General features: G+C 72.0%; 15 protein-coding genes. 8 read left to right on the top strand and 7 right to left on the bottom strand.

Annotated features, from left to right (window positions below):
- The first annotated feature begins 3 nt into the window (after positions 1–3).
- Together efeU and ACIBUY_RS20840 are read left to right on the top strand one after the other, a co-directional pair.
- Positions 4–855 (top strand): iron uptake transporter permease EfeU, encoded by an 852-nt coding sequence (gene efeU / locus ACIBUY_RS20845; protein ID WP_365561669.1) that lies wholly within the window; start codon positions 4–6, stop codon positions 853–855.
- 57 nt (positions 856–912) lie between these two features.
- Positions 913–1,896 (top strand): hypothetical protein, encoded by a 984-nt coding sequence (locus ACIBUY_RS20840; protein WP_399153302.1) that lies wholly within the window; start codon positions 913–915, stop codon positions 1,894–1,896.
- A gap of 54 nt (positions 1,897–1,950) precedes the next feature.
- Here the strand turns inward: ACIBUY_RS20840 and ACIBUY_RS20835 are convergent, their stop codons facing one another.
- Positions 1,951–2,685, bottom strand: coding sequence for a bifunctional DNA primase/polymerase (locus ACIBUY_RS20835; RefSeq protein WP_399153301.1), 735 nt, complete (start codon positions 2,683–2,685; stop codon positions 1,951–1,953).
- A gap of 150 nt (positions 2,686–2,835) precedes the next feature.
- Between ACIBUY_RS20835 and ACIBUY_RS20830 the strand changes: the two genes are divergently transcribed.
- Positions 2,836–3,678, top strand: a complete 843-nt coding sequence (locus tag ACIBUY_RS20830) for a glycerophosphodiester phosphodiesterase (RefSeq protein ID WP_399153300.1) — start codon at positions 2,836–2,838, stop codon at positions 3,676–3,678.
- On the opposite strand, the gene ACIBUY_RS20825 is transcribed toward ACIBUY_RS20830, so the two are convergent.
- Positions 3,657–4,298, bottom strand: coding sequence for a TetR/AcrR family transcriptional regulator (locus ACIBUY_RS20825; protein ID WP_365561658.1), 642 nt, complete (start codon positions 4,296–4,298; stop codon positions 3,657–3,659). The genes ACIBUY_RS20830 and ACIBUY_RS20825 overlap by 22 nt on opposite strands.
- A gap of 155 nt (positions 4,299–4,453) precedes the next feature.
- On the opposite strand from ACIBUY_RS20825, the gene ACIBUY_RS20820 reads away from it, so the two are divergent.
- Together ACIBUY_RS20820 and ddaH are read left to right on the top strand one after the other, a co-directional pair.
- Positions 4,454–4,636, top strand: coding sequence for a DUF6243 family protein (locus tag ACIBUY_RS20820; RefSeq protein ID WP_399153299.1), 183 nt, complete (start codon positions 4,454–4,456; stop codon positions 4,634–4,636).
- Between the two features lie 61 nt (positions 4,637–4,697).
- Positions 4,698–5,588, top strand: coding sequence for a dimethylargininase (gene ddaH, locus ACIBUY_RS20815; protein ID WP_365561653.1), 891 nt, complete (start codon positions 4,698–4,700; stop codon positions 5,586–5,588).
- A 69-nt stretch (positions 5,589–5,657) separates the two neighbouring features.
- Here the strand turns inward: ddaH and ACIBUY_RS20810 are convergent, their stop codons facing one another.
- Genes ACIBUY_RS20810 through ACIBUY_RS20800 form a run of 3 tightly spaced genes read right to left on the bottom strand, consistent with a single transcriptional unit; the run spans position 5,658 to position 9,150 of the window.
- A complete protein-coding gene (locus ACIBUY_RS20810) occupies positions 5,658–6,647 on the bottom strand; it encodes a small ribosomal subunit Rsm22 family protein (protein WP_399153298.1) in 990 nt (329 codons plus the stop codon).
- A 23-nt stretch (positions 6,648–6,670) separates the two neighbouring features.
- Positions 6,671–7,870, bottom strand: coding sequence for a serine hydrolase domain-containing protein (locus ACIBUY_RS20805; RefSeq protein ID WP_399153297.1), 1,200 nt, complete (start codon positions 7,868–7,870; stop codon positions 6,671–6,673).
- Positions 7,816–9,150, bottom strand: coding sequence for a multidrug effflux MFS transporter (locus ACIBUY_RS20800; protein ID WP_399153296.1), 1,335 nt, complete (start codon positions 9,148–9,150; stop codon positions 7,816–7,818). The genes ACIBUY_RS20805 and ACIBUY_RS20800 overlap by 55 nt, the downstream gene beginning before the upstream one ends.
- A 103-nt stretch (positions 9,151–9,253) precedes the next feature.
- Here ACIBUY_RS20800 and ACIBUY_RS20795 point away from each other — a divergent pair, with 103 nt between their 5' ends.
- On the top strand, positions 9,254–10,252 hold the full coding sequence (locus ACIBUY_RS20795) for a Gfo/Idh/MocA family oxidoreductase (protein ID WP_365561643.1): 999 nt from the start codon (positions 9,254–9,256) through the stop codon (positions 10,250–10,252).
- A gap of 191 nt (positions 10,253–10,443) precedes the next feature.
- On the opposite strand, the gene ACIBUY_RS20790 is transcribed toward ACIBUY_RS20795, so the two are convergent.
- Positions 10,444–12,090 carry an alkaline phosphatase D family protein gene (locus ACIBUY_RS20790; RefSeq protein WP_399153295.1) on the bottom strand — a complete coding sequence of 549 codons (1,647 nt, stop codon included), beginning with the start codon at positions 12,088–12,090 and terminating at the stop codon, positions 10,444–10,446.
- 143 nt (positions 12,091–12,233) lie between these two features.
- On the opposite strand from ACIBUY_RS20790, the gene ACIBUY_RS20785 reads away from it, so the two are divergent.
- On the top strand, positions 12,234–13,013 hold the full coding sequence (locus ACIBUY_RS20785) for an SDR family oxidoreductase (protein WP_365561638.1): 780 nt from the start codon (positions 12,234–12,236) through the stop codon (positions 13,011–13,013).
- A gap of 175 nt (positions 13,014–13,188) precedes the next feature.
- Positions 13,189–14,046: a PhzF family phenazine biosynthesis protein gene (locus ACIBUY_RS20780; RefSeq protein WP_399153294.1), complete on the top strand. Its 858-nt coding sequence runs from the start codon at positions 13,189–13,191 to the stop codon at positions 14,044–14,046.
- Positions 14,047–14,061: 15 nt separating this feature from the next.
- Here ACIBUY_RS20780 and ACIBUY_RS20775 read toward each other — a convergent pair whose 3' ends face one another.
- Positions 14,062–15,258, bottom strand: coding sequence for a cytochrome P450 (locus ACIBUY_RS20775; protein WP_399153293.1), 1,197 nt, complete (start codon positions 15,256–15,258; stop codon positions 14,062–14,064).
- Positions 15,259–15,312: the final 54 nt, after the last annotated feature.

The following is a 15,312-nucleotide window of genomic DNA, read 5'->3' as shown; positions in this document are numbered from 1 at the left end:
GCGATGTTCGCGAACTATCTGATCGGTCTGCGCGAAGGCCTGGAAGCCAGCCTCATCGTCTGCATCCTCATCGCGTACCTGGTCAAGACGGACCGGCGTGACGCCCTCAAGCCCGTGTGGCTGGGGATCGCCGTGGCCGTCGTCGTGGCGCTCGGCTTCGGTGCGGGCCTGGAGTTCGGCTCGCAGGAGATGACGTTCAAGGCGCAGGAGGCGCTCGGCGGTTCGCTGTCGATCGTCGCCGTGGGCCTGGTGACGTGGATGGTGTTCTGGATGCGGCGCACCGCCCGGCACCTGAAGACGGAGCTGCACGGCAAGCTGGACGCGGCACTGCAGATGGGCACGGCCGCACTGGTCGCCACCGCGTTCCTCGCGGTGGGCCGGGAGGGCCTGGAGACGTCGCTCTTCGTCTGGACCGCCGTGCACGCCACCAGCAACGGCACGACGGAACCGGTCGTCGGCGCCCTGCTCGGGCTCGCCACCGCCGTCGTCCTCGGCTGGCTGTTCTACCGGGGAGCGCTGCGCATCAACCTGGCGAAGTTCTTCACGTGGACCGGCGGCATGCTGGTCGTCGTGGCCGCGGGCGTCCTCGCGTACGGCGTGCACGACCTGCAGGAGGCCGACTTCGTCGGCGGTCTGAACGACCTCGCCTTCGACATCAGCGGCACGATCGCCCCCGACGGCTGGCTGGGCACGCTCCTGAAGGGCGTCTTCAACTTCCAGCCCGACCCGACCGTCCTGCAAGTCGTCGTCTGGCTCGTGTACTTGGTGCCGACGCTCGCCCTCTTCTTCGCTCCGGCGGGGCTGCTGTCCCGCTCCCGCAGGGGCGCGGCGCTCGACGCCTCCTCTTCCCGGTAGGGTTCGGCCCCGTGAAGGGGCTGAAGGGGCTGGGGAGTGGAAGGTGAAGTCAACGTCATGAGCGAGGTCAGGAAGAAGCTCGGCAGGCCGGTCGCGACGGCGGCAGCGGCGGTCGTGCTGTCCCTCACGGCGAGCGGCTGCGTGACCGTGCACGGCGAGCTCGAGGTCGTCCCCACGACCGACAAGGCCGAGGCCGCACGCGCCCTGGACGCCTTCGTGTCCGCGTACAACAAGGCGGAGAAGACGTACGACCGCTCCGCCGACGCCGGTTACGTCACCGGGGCGCTCGGCGCGATCGACGCGGCCAAGCTGAAGGCGGGCCACACGCTCAGCCCGGACGGCAACAAGAACCACAAGCCGCTCGAGCTCACCGACCCGAACTTCACGATCCCGAAGAAGGCCGGCTGGCCGCGCTGGTTCGTCGCCGACTCCGACAACAACCGGGTCGCGAACTCCCGCTGGGTCATGGTCTTCACCCGCAACGACGACAGCGAGCCGTGGGCGGTGTCGTACCTGACGCTGTTCGCCAAGGGCAAGATGCCCGCGATCAAGAAGGACGCGGACGGGTTCGCCGAGGCCGTCGCCGCCGACGCCAAGGGGCTCGCGATGAAGCCCGGCGATCTCAGCGACAAGTACACCGGGTATCTGCAGAGCGGCGGCGACGGCTTCGCCGACGGTCCCTACACCTCGCAGTGGCGCGCGAACCGCAAGAAGGCGACCCGGCCCGGGCTCGCCATGCAGTTCATCGACGAGCCGCTGACCTCCGGCGACTACGCGCCCGTCGCGCTGCGCACCGAGGACGGCGGGGCGCTGGTGTTCTTCACGATCCGGCGCTACGAGAAGCAGACCGCCTCCGCCGGGAGTGACCTGCCTGCGATCAGTCCGAGCGTGAAGGCGCTGATGAGCGGCGATGCGAAGCAGTCTGCGACGTACGGGTACGTGGGCGGACAGGCCGCGCTTGATCCTGCGGCAGGGTCTGCCGACGGCGGGGTTCGGATCATGAGTCGGGTCGAAGGGATCACTACGGCCGAGGGTTCGTGACCGTTGCGGGGCCCTGCCACCCGGACCCCGCTGCCTCTCGTCCCGGAGCGAGGCTCAGTGTGGCCAGGCCGTCGTGAAGTCCGGCTCTGCTCCTGCGTAGCGGGCGCAGGCGTCCGTCAGGGATTCCAGGAGCGTCAGCGGGTCCGGCAGCGGGTGCTCGGGGCCGCGGAGCCAGGTGACCTCGCGGTCCGCGGGGAGGCGGGCCGGAGGGATCAGGACGTAGGAGCCGCGGCAGTGCCAGCGCAGGCCCGGGTGTTCGTCCATCGTCTCGGGGTGGCAGTCCAGCTCGCAGGGCCACCACTCGTCCTCGTCGTCGGGCGTGCCGCGCGTCGCCGTGAAGAAGAGCATGCGGTCGCCGCCGGAGACGGCGACGGGGCCGACGTCCACGCCCGTCGAGAGCAGGCGCTCCAGTGCTTCCTCGCCCGCGGCCAGGGGGACGTCCAGGACGTCGTGGACCATGCCGGTCGCGGTGATGAAGTTGGCCTGGGGCTGGTGCCTGGCCCAGCGCTCGATCTGGGAGCGGTCCGTCGTGGACTGGGTCTGCCAGGCGAACGAGACGGGGTGCCGGCCGGGCGTCGGGCAGCCGATGCGGTTGCACGAACATCGGTAGTCGGCCGGGTGGGCGGCGGGCGCGAGGGGCAGTCCGGCGGCGGCAGCGGCGAGCAGCAGGGACTCGCGGTCCGGGTCGGCGCCGGCCGCCTCGGTCCCCTTCGGGCCGCGGGCCGACTTCAGCCACCGGGAGAACCTGCCCAGGCCCGAGCGTTTGCCGCCGATGTGGTCCGCGCCCATCTATCCCCTCACCAACGCCGTCGTGTCGAGTGGCTGAACACCGGGTACCGGAGGAACCCGGACCCCCATGGTCCCACCATCCCGCTGCCCGAGGGGCCACAGGGTGTCATTGACTGATTTGCGGGTATTTGTGCGCCTACCGTGTTCGCCATGGTCATCGCCCGAGCCCTCCCGCTCGCCGCTGTCACCGGCGCCCTCTGTCTGACCGGCCTGGCCTTCGCGCCCCCGCTGGAGCGGGGCCCCGCGCCGCTCACCGTCGACGCGCTCCCCCGGACCACGTACACGGCCCATCGCGGCGGCGCCCTCGAGGTGCCGGAGAACAGCATGGCCGGGCTCGCGGCGGCGTACGCGCGCGGCACCGCGCAGGTGCTCGACTTCGATACGCGGATGCTGCGCGACGGCACGCTCGTCGTGATGCACGACGCGACCCTGGACCGTACGACCTACTCGACGGGCCGGGTGCGCGACCAGGACCGGCAGGGGTGGGAGGGCGTACGGCTGCGGCCCGAGTCGTCACTGCCGGGCAGCTGGCGGGCGGAGCGGCCGCCGACCGTGGCCGAGGTGCTCAACCGGTTCGGCGGCCGGATCGTGCTGATGCTGGAGGCCAAGGACCCGGACAGTCTGCGCGGCCTCGCGCGGCTGATCCGGGCGCGCGGCCTGACCCGCTCGGTCCTGGTCAACTCCAACCGCCCGGCGGTCGCCCGGCGCGCGCACCACTTCGGCCTGATCTCCCAACTCTGGCGCTCCGCACGGCAGATGAGGACCGACCGGCCCGAGCGCTGGGCCTCGTACGTCGATGTGCTCGACATGGACCACAAGGCGCGCGACGCCGATCTGGTGCGGGCCGTCAGGTCGGGGGTGCCGCGCGTGTGGGCGCACACCGTGAACACGCCCGCGGACCGGGACCGGGTGCTGCGGCTCGGCTGCGACGGCGTGATCACGAACGCGCCGGGGCTCCTCGCCCGGACGCCTCAGCGGGGCGCGATGCCGTAGAGGGCGTAGTCGACCAGCGTGTCCGTGTACTCGTACGAGATCGGGCCGGTGAACTGGAGCCAGCGCTGGGCGAGGGGGGAGACCCACAGTTCGAGGGCGATGCGCGGGTCGATCTCCTGGCGCACCTGTCCGGCCTCCTGGGCGATGCGCACGCGGTCGGCGTAGAGCTGGAGCGACGGCTGGAGGAGCTTCTCGGTGAAGATCCTGCCGACCTCCTCGTTGACCACGCCCTCGGCGGCCAGCGCACGGGACGGGGCTTCGTAGCGGGGGTCCTTGAGCTGGTCGACGGTGAGCCGCAGTACGTGCTTGAGGTCGGCGGCGAGGTCGCCGGTGTCGGGGATGACGTACGCGTCCTCCCCGCCCGCGTCGCGCGCCGCCTGCTCCCCCAGGTCGAGGAAGGCCTCGAGCAGCACCTCGGCCTTCGACCCCCACCAGCGGTAGATGGTCTGCTTGCCGACACCGGCACGGGCGGCGATGCCCTCGATGGTGGTCCTGGGGTAGCCGATCTCGCCGACGAGGGCGAGGGCTGCGTCGTAGATCGCGCGGCGGGAGCGCTCGCTGCGCCGGGCGGAGTCGGGGGCCGTCTTCTTCGGGGGACGGCTGTCCGTGGCTGCTGACATGGTTCGAATGTAGCAGCGGGCGAGGCGAGACGTCCCGTCTCATTGGGTGTTGACAAGACGTTCCGTCTCGCTCATAGTGGAGCGCGTCGACAAGGCGAGACGATACGTCTCGTCAAGTAGATCGACCGGATGTTCATCAGGCGAAGGAGTACGAGATGACCCGAGGTGGAGCAGGCGGAATGCTGGGCGTCGGCGGAACCCGTAGCAACCTGTCCCGCAAGGACCTGCGCGGCGGTGGCCGCGGCGGCCAGGTGGGCGGCGGCGTCGACCCCGTGACGCAGAAGCGGGAGCTGCTGCGCAAGTTGCAGGAGAAGCGCGGCACCGACAGTGCCTCGTGATCCCGCGTCGGCGTGAACCACCCGTTCGGTTCACAGCCCGGAGGGCTCCTCCGACCGCACCATGGGCGACAACAGCCCCTGCGGTCGTGAGGAGCCCTCATTGCGTAATCCGCGTCCTACGCGTTCTGCGCCTCCTGCGGAACGTCGCGCCACACCCCGGCGCTATCTGATGTGCCCACCGGCGCACTTCAAGGTCACGTACTCGATCAATCCGTGGATGGACCCGGCGAAACCCGTCGACGTCCCTCTCGCCGTCGCGCAGTGGGAGGACCTGCGCGACCGCTACCGCGCCCTCGGCCACGTCGTCGAGGTGCTCGACCCGCGGCCCGGACTGCCCGACATGGTGTTCGCCGCGAACGGGGCGACCGTGGTCGACGGGCGGGTGCTCGGTGCCCGATTCGCTTACCCGGAGCGGGAGTTGGAGGCCGTCGCCCATCTGGAGTGGTTCCGCGGGCAGGGGTACGCGGAGGTCCATGAGCCCGTGCACGTCAACGAGGGCGAGGGGGACTTCGCCGTCACCGCGTCGTACGTGCTCGCGGGACGCGGGTTCCGGGCGTCGCCGCTGTCGCACGGGGAGGCGCAGGAGTTCTTCGGGCGGCCGGTGATCGGGCTCGACCTCGTCGACCCGCGCTTCTACCACCTGGACACGGCGCTCGCCGTGCTCGACGACGCCTGCGACGAGGTCATGTACTACCCGGGGGCGTTCTCGGCGGGGAGCCGGGAGGTGCTGCGGCGGATGTTCCCCGACGCGCTGGTGGTGGACGAGTCCGATGCGCTCGCCTTCGGCCTGAACGCGGTGTCGGACGGGCGGAACGTGTTGCTGCCGCAGGCGGCGCTCGGGTTGTTCGAGCCGCTGCGGGAGCGGGGGTTCGTGCCGGTCGGGATGGATCTCGGGGAGTTGTTGAAGGGGGGCGGGAGCGTGAAGTGCTGCACGCTTGAGCTGCGCGCATGACAGCTCGGGAGTGCGTGTAGTTCGCCGGGTGCGGGTGGACTGTGGCTGGTCGCGCAGTTCCCCGCGCCCCTAGGGCGTCCACCCCTCTCCCCAACTCACGTTACGGGCGGCCTTGTACGCCTCCCCGTGCTTCTTCGTCACCGTCACCCGGGTCAGGGCCCCCTCCGCCTCGCACAGGTCGAGCAGCACCTGGCCCTTGCGGATCTGGGGGCGGCGGACGATGCGGGCCGACGGGGGCTCGGGCGGGAAACGGGTCGCTGCCACGTACGCGAACTTCTCGTCCTCGTACGCCAATGAGCCGCCCTTGACCTGGCGGTGCAGGGAGGAGCGGGCGACCCGGGCCGAGAAGTGGCACCAGTCCGCGCCGGGGGCGATGGGGCACGGGGCGCTGTGCGGGCAGGGGGCGGCGATGTGGAAGCCCGCGGCGACGAGGCGGTCGCGGGCCTCGATGATGCGGGTGTAGCCGTCGGGGGTGCCGGGTTCGATGACGACGACGGCGGCGCGTTCCGAGCGGGCCGCCTGGGCCGCCGCGTCGACGACCGTCGCGCGATCGGTGTCCGTCAGCTCCTTCAGGACGTACGAGATGGTGACCAGGTCGGTGGCGGGCAGCTGGTCGTGCGTGCCGATGCGGGCGCGTCGCCAGTCGACCGAGGTGGTCAACTCGGCGTCTGCCGCGGCCAGTTCGCGCCCCAGGGCCAGTGCGGGTTCCGACCAGTCGAGGACCGTGGTGGGGCGGGTGCCGGGGAACACCTCGTGCGCCGCCCAGACCGCCGCGCCCGTGCCGCCGCCGATGTCGAGGTGCCCGCCGGGGGCCCACTCGGGCGCCGCGTCCGCGAGCGCGCCGAGCGCCGAGGTGACCGCCTCGAACGTGGCCGGCATCCGGTACGCCGCGTACGCCGCGACGTCCGCCCGGTCGCGCAGGATCGGGGCATCGGTCGGGGTGGTGCCCCGGTAGTTCGCGATGAGCCGGTCCACGGCACGGGCCGCCTGGCTGGGCGGCAGACCGTCGAGGAGCCCGGCGAGGGCGGAGCGGAGGACTTCGGAGGGCTGGGCGTTCACCCGGAGATATTAGGTCCTGTGCGTCACAGGGGGCGTCCGGGGCTCAGGGGGACGACCGCTCGGGCCAGGCGGGTGGCGGCCGCCGCGCGGGGGGCGCTGTCTGCGGGGCGGCGGCGCGGGTGGACCGTGGTGGCCAGGAGGACGAGGAACGTGTCGGTGAGTGGGTCCAGGACCAGGGACGTGCCCGTGAAGCCGCAGTGGCCCGCCGCGCCGTGGCCCGCTAGGTCGCCCATGAACCAGGGCTGGTCGATGCGGAAGCCGAGTCCCGGTGCCGTCAGCATCAGGTCGACGAAGTCGGGGCCGAGGATGCGGGCGGTGCCGTACGAGCCGCCGTTGAGCAGGGTGCGGCAGAGCACCGCCAGGTCGTACGCCGTGGAGAACAGGCCGGCGTGGCCCGCGACGCCGCCGAGCGCCCAGGCGTTCTCGTCGTGCACCTCGCCGCGGAGCATGCCGCGGTCGGCCTTGGCCCAGGGGCGGCGCTGGTCCTCGGTGGCGGCGGCGTCCGGGCGCGGCCCGTACGACGTGGCGGTCATGCCGAGGGGGCGGGTGATGCCCTCGCGGACCAGGACGTCGAGCGGGCGTCCGGTGAGGCGCTCCAGGAGGTGCTGGAGCAGCAGCATGTTCAGGTCGGAGTAGAGGTAGTCGCCGGGCGGGGACGAGGGGGCCTCGGCGCGCAGCAGCGCGAGCCGCGCGGCCGCGTCCCTGGCGTCGTACAGCGGGAGTTCGGGGCGCAGGCCCGAGGTGTGGGTGAGCAGTTGGCGGACGGTGATGCCGTGCGCGGCCGCGGCCGTGAACTCGGGGATGTACGCGCCGACCTTCGCGTCGATGCCGAGGGTGCCGCGCTCGATCTGCTGCACGGCGGCGATCGAGGTGAAGAGCTTGGTGACGGAGGCGAGGTCGAAGGGGGTGTCCGTCGTCATGCGGACGCGGGCCTCCTTCGGGAGGTCGACGCCCCGGTCGGTCTTCTCGTCGTACGCGGCACAGCGCACCGCCCAGCCGGTCGCCGTCTCGGCAGCGATCACCGGGCCGCGCCCGGCGAGCAGCACGGCGCCCGCGCACCAGGGGCGGGAGCCCTGGGCGAGGGTCCGTACGTCGCGGACGAGCCCCGCGATCTGCTCGGCGTCGAGGCCCGCCCGCTCGGGCGTGCCGTGCCGCAGTCGTGGCGAACTCAGCGCTCCGTCACCTCCCCCGCGACCGCGGCCGTGTGCTGCCACGGGCGGCACAGTGCCACGAACGCGACGGCCGCCGCCAGACCGCAGCCCAGCTGGACCAGGGCCATCGGCACGGCCGTGCGCTCGCCCGCGATGCCGACGAGCGGCGAGGCGACCGCGCCGATCAGGAACGACGAGGTGCCGAGCAGCGCGGACGCGGAACCCGCGGCGTGCCGGGTGCGCAGCAGGGCGAGGGCGTTGGTGTTCGGGGTGGCGAGGCCCATCGACGCCATGAGGACGAAGAGTCCCGCGGCGACGGGCACCAGGCCGAGCTCGTCCGGGTCGCCGAACACGCCCGTCGCGACGAACAGCAGGAAGGTGGCGGCGAGCACGATCAGGCCCAGGCCGACGCCGAGGACCTTGTCGAGGCTGACGCGGCCGACGAGGACCTTGCCGTTGAGCTGGCCGACGGCGATCAGGCCGATGGAGTTCAGGCCGAAGAGCAGGCTGAAGGTCTGGGGCGAGGCCCCGTAGATCTCCTGGATGACGAACGGGCTGGCGCTGATGTACGCGAACAGCGCGGCGAAGGCGAAGCCGCCCGCGATCATGTACCCGGTGAAGACGCGGTCGGCGAGCAGGCCGCGCATGGTGCACAGCGCCGCGAGGGTGCCGCCGCCGTGCCGGTCGTCGGGGGCGAGGGTCTCCGGCAGGAACCTCCACACCAGGGTGGTCAGTGCCACGCCGATGACCGTGAGCACGACGAAGACGCCGCGCCAGTCGGTGATGCGCAGGACCTGGCCGCCGATGAGGGGCGCGACGATCGGGGCGACGCCGGAGATCAGCATCAGGGTGGAGAAGAAGCGGGCCATGGCGACGCCGTCGTAGAGGTCGCGGACCACGGCGCGGGCGATGACGATGCCGGCCGCGCCCGCGAGGCCCTGCAGCAGGCGGAAGGCGATGAGCAGGGCCGCGTTCGGCGCGAAGGCGCAGATCGCGGTGGCGGCGATGTACACGAGCAGGCCGATGAGCAGCGGCCTGCGGCGCCCCCACTTGTCGCTCATCGGGCCGACCACGAGCTGGCCGAGCGCCATGCCGGTCAGACACGCGGTGAGCGTGAGCTGGGCGGTGGCGGCGGAGGTGCCGAGGGCGCCGGTGACCTCGGGCAGGGCCGGGAGGTACATGTCCATCGACAGCGGCGGTACGGCGGTCAGGCCACCGAGGACCAGGGTGACGAGGAAGCCGGTGCGAACCGCTGCGCGGGGTGCGGGCGTTGGGGCGCTCCCGTCGAGGTCCGGCGCGGCCGTGCTCGCCGTCGCCGTCGCCTTCGGGGCTCTGCTTCCGCTCTCCGCCATCCCGTTGCTCCCCGTTCCCTTTCGTCTCTCCCGGTCGTACGTGCGATTACCTATGCTCTCAGCTCAGTGGACGGGTAGAGACCAACGTGTGGAGCGGGTGGGCATGGTCGGGGAACGTGTGCGGTGGGGAATTCTCGCGACGGGTGGGATCGCCGCGTCGTTCACGGCGGATCTGCTGGATCTGCCGGACGCCGAGGTGGTGGCGGTGGCGTCGCGGACCGAGGCGTCGGCGAAGACGTTCGCGGAGCGGTTCGGGATCGGGCGGGCGTACGGCGACTGGGCGTCGCTGGCCGCGGACGAGGACGTCGACGTGGTGTACGTGGCCACGCCGCACTCCGCGCACCGGGAGGCGGCCGGGCTCTGTCTGGAGGCGGGGCGTGCGGTGCTGTGCGAGAAGGCGTTCGCCCTGAACGCGCGGGAGGCGGTGGAGCTGGTCTCGCTGGCGCGGGCGCAGGGTCTCTTCCTGATGGAAGCGATGTGGATGTACTGCAACCCGCTGATCCGGCGCCTGAAGGGGCTCGTCGACGACGGGGCGATCGGTGAAGTGCGCACGGTGCAGGCCGACTTCGGTCTCGCCGGTCCTTTCCCGCCCTCGCACCGGCTGCGGGATCCGGCGCAGGGCGGGGGTGCGCTGCTCGACCTCGGGGTGTACCCGGTGTCGTTCGCGCATCTGCTGCTCGGGGAGCCGTCGGGGGTGTCGGCGAGAGCGGCGCTCTCGGAAGAGGGCGTTGATCTCCAGACGGGAATGCTGCTCTCTTGGGAGAGCGGTGCTCACGCGGTGCTTCACTGTGCGATCAACGCCGGTACGGGCGTCACGGCTTCGGTCACCGGTTCCGCCGGGCGGATCGATGTGCCGGACGGGTTCTTCTACCCCGACCGGTTCGTGCTGCACCGGGACGGGCGGGACCCCGAGGAGTTCGTGGCGGGTCCGGATCACGGGCCGCGGGACTCGCTGCGGCACGAGGCGCTCGAGGTGATGACGCGGCTTCGGGCCGGGGACACGGAGTCGCCGCTTGTGCCGCTCGAAGGGTCCCTGGGTGTGATGCGGACCCTGGATTCGGTGCGGGCGGCCGTGGGGGTGCGGTACCCGGGGGAGCGGTGACGCGGTCTCGTCTGCCGGGTGCCTGTTCGGTTGGCGGGTGCAGGTCTCGTCGTGGCTGGTCGCGCAGTTCCCCGCGCCCCTGAAGCAGCGGCGAAGCCGCTGCTTCAGGGGCGCGGGGAACTGCGCGCAGCAGGACCACCGGCCCGCGGCCGCCGACGAACGCACACCCGGCAGACGGTCAGGCGGTCCCGTCACGCCGGACGCAGGCCTGGGTCACCCACCTCGGTGACGAACGACGCGGCCGTGCTGATCGGCGCCCCGGGGACCGTCACCGCCGGGACCGTCTTGTAGTCGGCGCGGGCCGACTCCTCGCCCAGGTTCACGGTCACATAGCCCCGGCGCCCGTTGTAGAACTTCAGGTGCGGATTGGCCTGGGTGAACGTGGCCCAGTTCGCGGGGCGCTCGGCACCGTCCTTGCCGGAGGCGATGGACGTCGCGACGATCTCCGTGCCGAGCGTGCGCGACGCCGGGTCGTCGAAATTGTCCTTGATGTCGAAGGCGTACCCGACGTGCACGTCACCGGTGAGGACCATCAGGTTCTCGACGCGCGCGGCCTTGGCCCCGGCGAGGACGCGGTCGCGGGAGGCGCGGTAGCCGTCCCAGGAGTCCATGGAGACCTTCGCCTGCGGGTTGAGGTCCAACTTCCGCTGGGAGAAGGTGACTTGCTGGGGGACGACGTTCCACAGGGCGTGCGAGCGCCGCCAGCCGTCGATGAGCCAGCGCTCCTGCGTCGCGCCGGTGATGGTGCGCGCCGGGTCGTCCGACTCGGGCCCGGGGATGTGCGAGCCGTCGCCGTACGCCTGGTTGGAGCGGTACTGGCGGGTGTCGAGGATGTCGAACTGGGCGAGGCGGCCCCAGCCCAGGCGCCGGTAGAGCTGGGCGTCGGGGCCGGTCGGCAGCTGGGGGCGGCGCAGCGGCTGGTTCTCCCAGTACGCGCGGTACGCGGAGGCGCGGCGCAGCAGGAACTCGGCGGGCGGGACCTCGTCCTCGGAGACGTCGCCCGCGTAGTTGTTCTCGGTCTCGTGGTCGTCCCAGGTGACGACGAAGGGGTGCGCGGCATGCGCGGCCCGCAGGTCGGGGTCGGACTTGTAGAGCGCGTACCGCAGCCGGTACTGCTCCAGCGTCACGGTCTCGCTGTTGTAGTGCGCCGGCAGGACGCGGTCGGTGTACTTGCGGGCGCCGCCGGCGGCGTCGACCGGGTACTCGTAGAGGTAGTCGCCGAGGTGGAAGACGACGTCGACGTCGTCCTCGGCGAGGTGCTTGTACGCGGTGAAGTAGCCGTCGTGGTACGCCTGGCAGGACACCGCGGCGAGGGTGAGGGCGGGGACGTGGCGGGACGACGCCGGGGGCGCGGTGCGCGTACGGCCCGTCTCGCTGACCCAACTGCCCACGCGGAAGCGGTAGTAGTAGACGCGGCCGGGGGCGAGGTGTTCGACCTCGACGTGCACGGAGTGGTTGAACTCGGGGTGCGCGGTGGCGGTGCCGCGTCTGGCGATGTGGCGGAAGCGCTCGTCGAGGGCGAGCTCCCAGCGCACGTCGACGCGCTGGGCGGGCAGGCCGCCGCCCGTCTCGTACGGCTTCGGGGCGAGCCGCGTCCACAGCAGCACGGAGTCGGGCAGCGGGTCACCGGAGGCGACGCCGAGGGTGAACGGATCGCTGGTGATCTTGCGGGCGTCGAACTCGGCGGCGGCCGCGCTGCCCGCCGCGGGCAGGTTCACCGCGAAGGCGAGCGCGGCGGCGGCGCCGGTGACGGTGAGGAACCGGCGGCGGCCCAAGTGCTGGGCGGCGGCGCGGAGTTCGGGTGCGTGCTGGTGCGGCGTGCGCGGTACGGGTGACATGGAGCCCCTCCCCTGACGGCTGATGTCGCTCGGTGTCAGGGGAATTCGAGTGGTCCGGGACGACGACCGACTGTCGCGTACACAACAGCCACATGGCGGATCGATGATCTCCGGGTGCCCCGGCCCCCGTACGCTGCGGCCCCATGGACGCATCGCACGACGCATCGCACACCGAAGAGACGAGAACCGCCGTGGTCACCGGCGCGGGCTCCGGCATCGGCCGGGCCGTCGCCCTGGAGCTGCTGCGCGCCGGCTGGCGGGTGGCGCTCGCGGGCCGCCGCACCGAGACGCTCGAGGAGACGGCCGCGCTCGCGCCGGGGGCCGACTCCCTGGCGGTCCGCGCGGACGTGTCGGACCCGGAGGCCGTGGCGGCGCTCTTCGCTGCCGCGCGCGAGCGGTTCGGGCGGCTCGATCTGCTCTTCAACAACGCGGGGACGTTCGGTCCCGGCGGCGTGGCGGTGGAGGACCTCGCCTACGACGCGTGGCGGCACGTCGTCGACACGAACCTCAACGGGGCGTTCCTGTGTGCGCAGGCGGCGTTCCGGCAGATGAAGGAGCAGGACCCGCAGGGCGGCCGGATCATCAACAACGGCTCCGTCTCGGCGCACACGCCGCGCCCGCACTCGATCGCGTACACGGCGACGAAGCACGCCCTGACGGGCCTGACCAAGTCCCTGTCCCTGGACGGCCGCCCGTACCGGATCGCCTGCGGCCAGATCGACATCGGCAACGCGGCGACCGACATGACCGAGCGCATGCAGTCCGGCATCCTCCAGGCCAACGGGTCGCTCGCCGCGGAACCCGTGATGGACGTGGCGGACGTGGCCCGCACGGTGCGGCACATGGCGGAACTCCCGCTGGAGGCGAACGTGCAGTTCGCGACGGTGCTTGCCACGAACATGCCGTATGTGGGGCGGGGTTGATCGCTGGGCCTCGTCGCCGGGTGCGGGCCGGTGGGGCTTCTCGCGCCCCGCGGCACCTCATCGGGGAAGGCTGCGCGCAGCGCATGCCTTCAGGGGCGCGGGGAACTGCGCGAGCAACCACGACGGCGCCGCACCCGACAACAAGCCGCTCGGAGCTACGGCGAGAATGCCCAGCATGACAACCGACGTGCTCCGCTACACCGCCTTCACGACCCGCCCCGACGGTGGCAACCCCGCCGGGATCGTGCTCGACGCCTCCGCGCTGAGCGACGGCGACATGCTGAAGATCGCCGCTGATCTGGGATACAGCGAGTCCGCGTTCCTGACCCCGCCCCCCGCCGGAGGCGACCAAGGCGAACGGGTCTACACCCTGCGCTTCTTCAGCCCCAAGGCCGAAGTCAGCTTCTGCGGGCACGCCACCGTGGCGACGGCCGTGGCCCTCGCGGAGCGCCACGGCACCGGCGACTACCTCTTCCACACCCCGGCCGGCGAGGTCCCCGTCACCGTGGACCACGCCGACGGGGCGCTCCGGGCGACCCTGACGAGCGTCGCCCCGCACGTGAAGGACGTCCGGGAGAGCGACCTCGCCGAGGCGCTCGCCGCGCTGGACTGGCCTGCCGCCGACCTGGACCCGGCCCTGCCGCCGCGGATCGCCTTCGCCGGGAACGACCACCTCGTCCTGGCCGCGGCAACCCGCGAACGGCTCGCCGACCTCGCGTACGACTTCGACCGGCTCGCCGCACTGATGCACCGGCTCGACCTGACGACCATCCAACTCGTGTACCGCACCGGTGAGTTCACGTTCGACGTGCGTGACCCCTTCCCGGTGGGCGGCGTCGTCGAGGACCCGGCGACGGGTGCCGCGGCCGCCGCGTTCGGGGCGTACGCGCGCGAACTCGGCCTGGTGGGCGAGGAGTCGGTGCTCACCCTGCACCAGGGCGACGACCTGGGCCGCCCCGGCGTGCTGACGGTGACGCTGCGCGCCGGGGACCCGCGGGTCCGGGTCTCCGGATCCGCGGTGTCCCTCGACTGACCCCTACGGAACGGGTCAACTGAAGCGCACCGGAAGGTACTTGATCCCGTTGATGAAGTCCGAGCGCATCCTGCGGTGCTCACCCACCGCCTCGACGTGGGCGAAGCGGCGCAGCAGCGCTCGGGTGAGGGACTTGATCTGGGCGCGGGCCAGGCCCGCGCCCAGGCAGAAGTGCGGCCCGCCGCCGCCGAACGTGAGGTGGTCGTTCGGCGTGCGGCGCGGGTCGAAGGTGAACGGGTCGGCGAAGACGTCCTCGTCGCGGTTGGCGGAGGTGTAGAAGAGGACGGCCTTCTGCCCGGCCTTGACGGGCACGCCCCGGATCTCGGTGTCGCGGGTGGCGGTGCGCCGGAAGTTGTGGATGGACCCGTTCCAGCGCAGGAACTCCTCGGTGGCCGACGTCCACAGCGCGTCGTCGTCGATGTGGGCCACCAAGTCGGCGTGCAGCTCGGGGAGTTGGGTGAGGGTGAGCATGGTGCCCGCGAGGAGGTTGCGGGTGGTCTCGTTGCCCGCGACGCACAGGGTCACGAAGAACATGTTGATCTCGTGGGCGGTGAGCCGGTCGCCGTCGACCTCGCCGTGCACCAGGGCGCTGGTGATGTCGTCGCGCGGCTCGGCGAGGCGGTCCGCGGCCAACCGGTCGCAGTACGCGTAGATCTCCGCGGCGGCGACCTGCCCGTCCTCCTCCGTGTTGCGGAAGTCGGGATCCTGCAGGCCGACCATGCGGTTGGACCACTCGAAGATCCGGTCCTCGTCCTCGGCGGGGATGCCCATCATCTCGCAGATGATCTGCAGCGGGAGCCGGGCCGCGACCTGCTCCACGAACTCGGTCTCGGCGCCGGGCTCGACGCGGTCGGCGAGCACGGCCGCGCGCCGCTCGATGTCCTCGGCCAGCTTGCGGATCATGCGGGGCGCGAAGCCCGCGTTGACCAGGGCGCGGAAGCGGCTGTGCCGGGGCGGGTCCATGCCGAGGAGCGTGAGCGCGAGGGAGTCGAGGGCCTCCGGCGTCTGGTCGCGGATGAAGAAGGAGCCCTTCTCCACCGACCACAGTTCGGGGTCCCGGCTCGCGGCGACGATGTCCGCGTGCCGGGTGACCGCGAAGAAGCCCTCACCCACGGGCAGTTCGTGCCAGTGGACGGGGTCCTCGCGGCGCAGCAGTGCGAACTGGTCGTGCGGGACCTCACGGGCCCAGGTGTCCTCCAGCAGATCGATCATGCCGTGCCCCCTTCGGATGTGCCGGTCGTGCCGGTCCGAGGGGACGAGGAACCC

The sequence above is a fragment of the Streptomyces sp. NPDC050085 genome (assembly GCF_044460595.1).
Lineage (GTDB): Bacteria > Actinomycetota > Actinomycetes > Streptomycetales > Streptomycetaceae > Streptomyces.
The sequence above is the reverse complement of the archived record's forward strand: the minus strand, read 5'-3'. Positions and strand labels throughout refer to the sequence as shown.

Excerpts from the sequence above, each read along its gene's own strand:
- efeU (WP_365561669.1), top strand. The coding sequence starts at position 4 with ATGTTCGCGAACTATCTGATCGGTCTGCGCGAAGGCCTGGAAGCCAGC.
- ACIBUY_RS20840 (WP_399153302.1), top strand. The coding sequence starts at position 913 with ATGAGCGAGGTCAGGAAGAAGCTCGGCAGGCCGGTCGCGACGGCGGCA.
- ACIBUY_RS20835 (WP_399153301.1), bottom strand. The coding sequence starts at position 2,685 with ATGGGCGCGGACCACATCGGCGGCAAACGCTCGGGCCTGGGCAGGTTC.
- ACIBUY_RS20830 (WP_399153300.1), top strand. The coding sequence starts at position 2,836 with ATGGTCATCGCCCGAGCCCTCCCGCTCGCCGCTGTCACCGGCGCCCTC.
- ACIBUY_RS20825 (WP_365561658.1), bottom strand. The coding sequence starts at position 4,298 with ATGTCAGCAGCCACGGACAGCCGTCCCCCGAAGAAGACGGCCCCCGAC.
- ACIBUY_RS20820 (WP_399153299.1), top strand. The coding sequence starts at position 4,454 with ATGACCCGAGGTGGAGCAGGCGGAATGCTGGGCGTCGGCGGAACCCGT.
- ddaH (WP_365561653.1), top strand. The coding sequence starts at position 4,698 with ATGGGCGACAACAGCCCCTGCGGTCGTGAGGAGCCCTCATTGCGTAAT.
- ACIBUY_RS20800 (WP_399153296.1), bottom strand. The coding sequence starts at position 9,150 with ATGGCGGAGAGCGGAAGCAGAGCCCCGAAGGCGACGGCGACGGCGAGC.
- ACIBUY_RS20795 (WP_365561643.1), top strand. The coding sequence starts at position 9,254 with ATGGTCGGGGAACGTGTGCGGTGGGGAATTCTCGCGACGGGTGGGATC.
- ACIBUY_RS20790 (WP_399153295.1), bottom strand. The coding sequence starts at position 12,090 with ATGTCACCCGTACCGCGCACGCCGCACCAGCACGCACCCGAACTCCGC.
- ACIBUY_RS20785 (WP_365561638.1), top strand. The coding sequence starts at position 12,234 with ATGGACGCATCGCACGACGCATCGCACACCGAAGAGACGAGAACCGCC.
- ACIBUY_RS20780 (WP_399153294.1), top strand. The coding sequence starts at position 13,189 with ATGACAACCGACGTGCTCCGCTACACCGCCTTCACGACCCGCCCCGAC.
- ACIBUY_RS20775 (WP_399153293.1), bottom strand. The coding sequence starts at position 15,258 with ATGATCGATCTGCTGGAGGACACCTGGGCCCGTGAGGTCCCGCACGAC.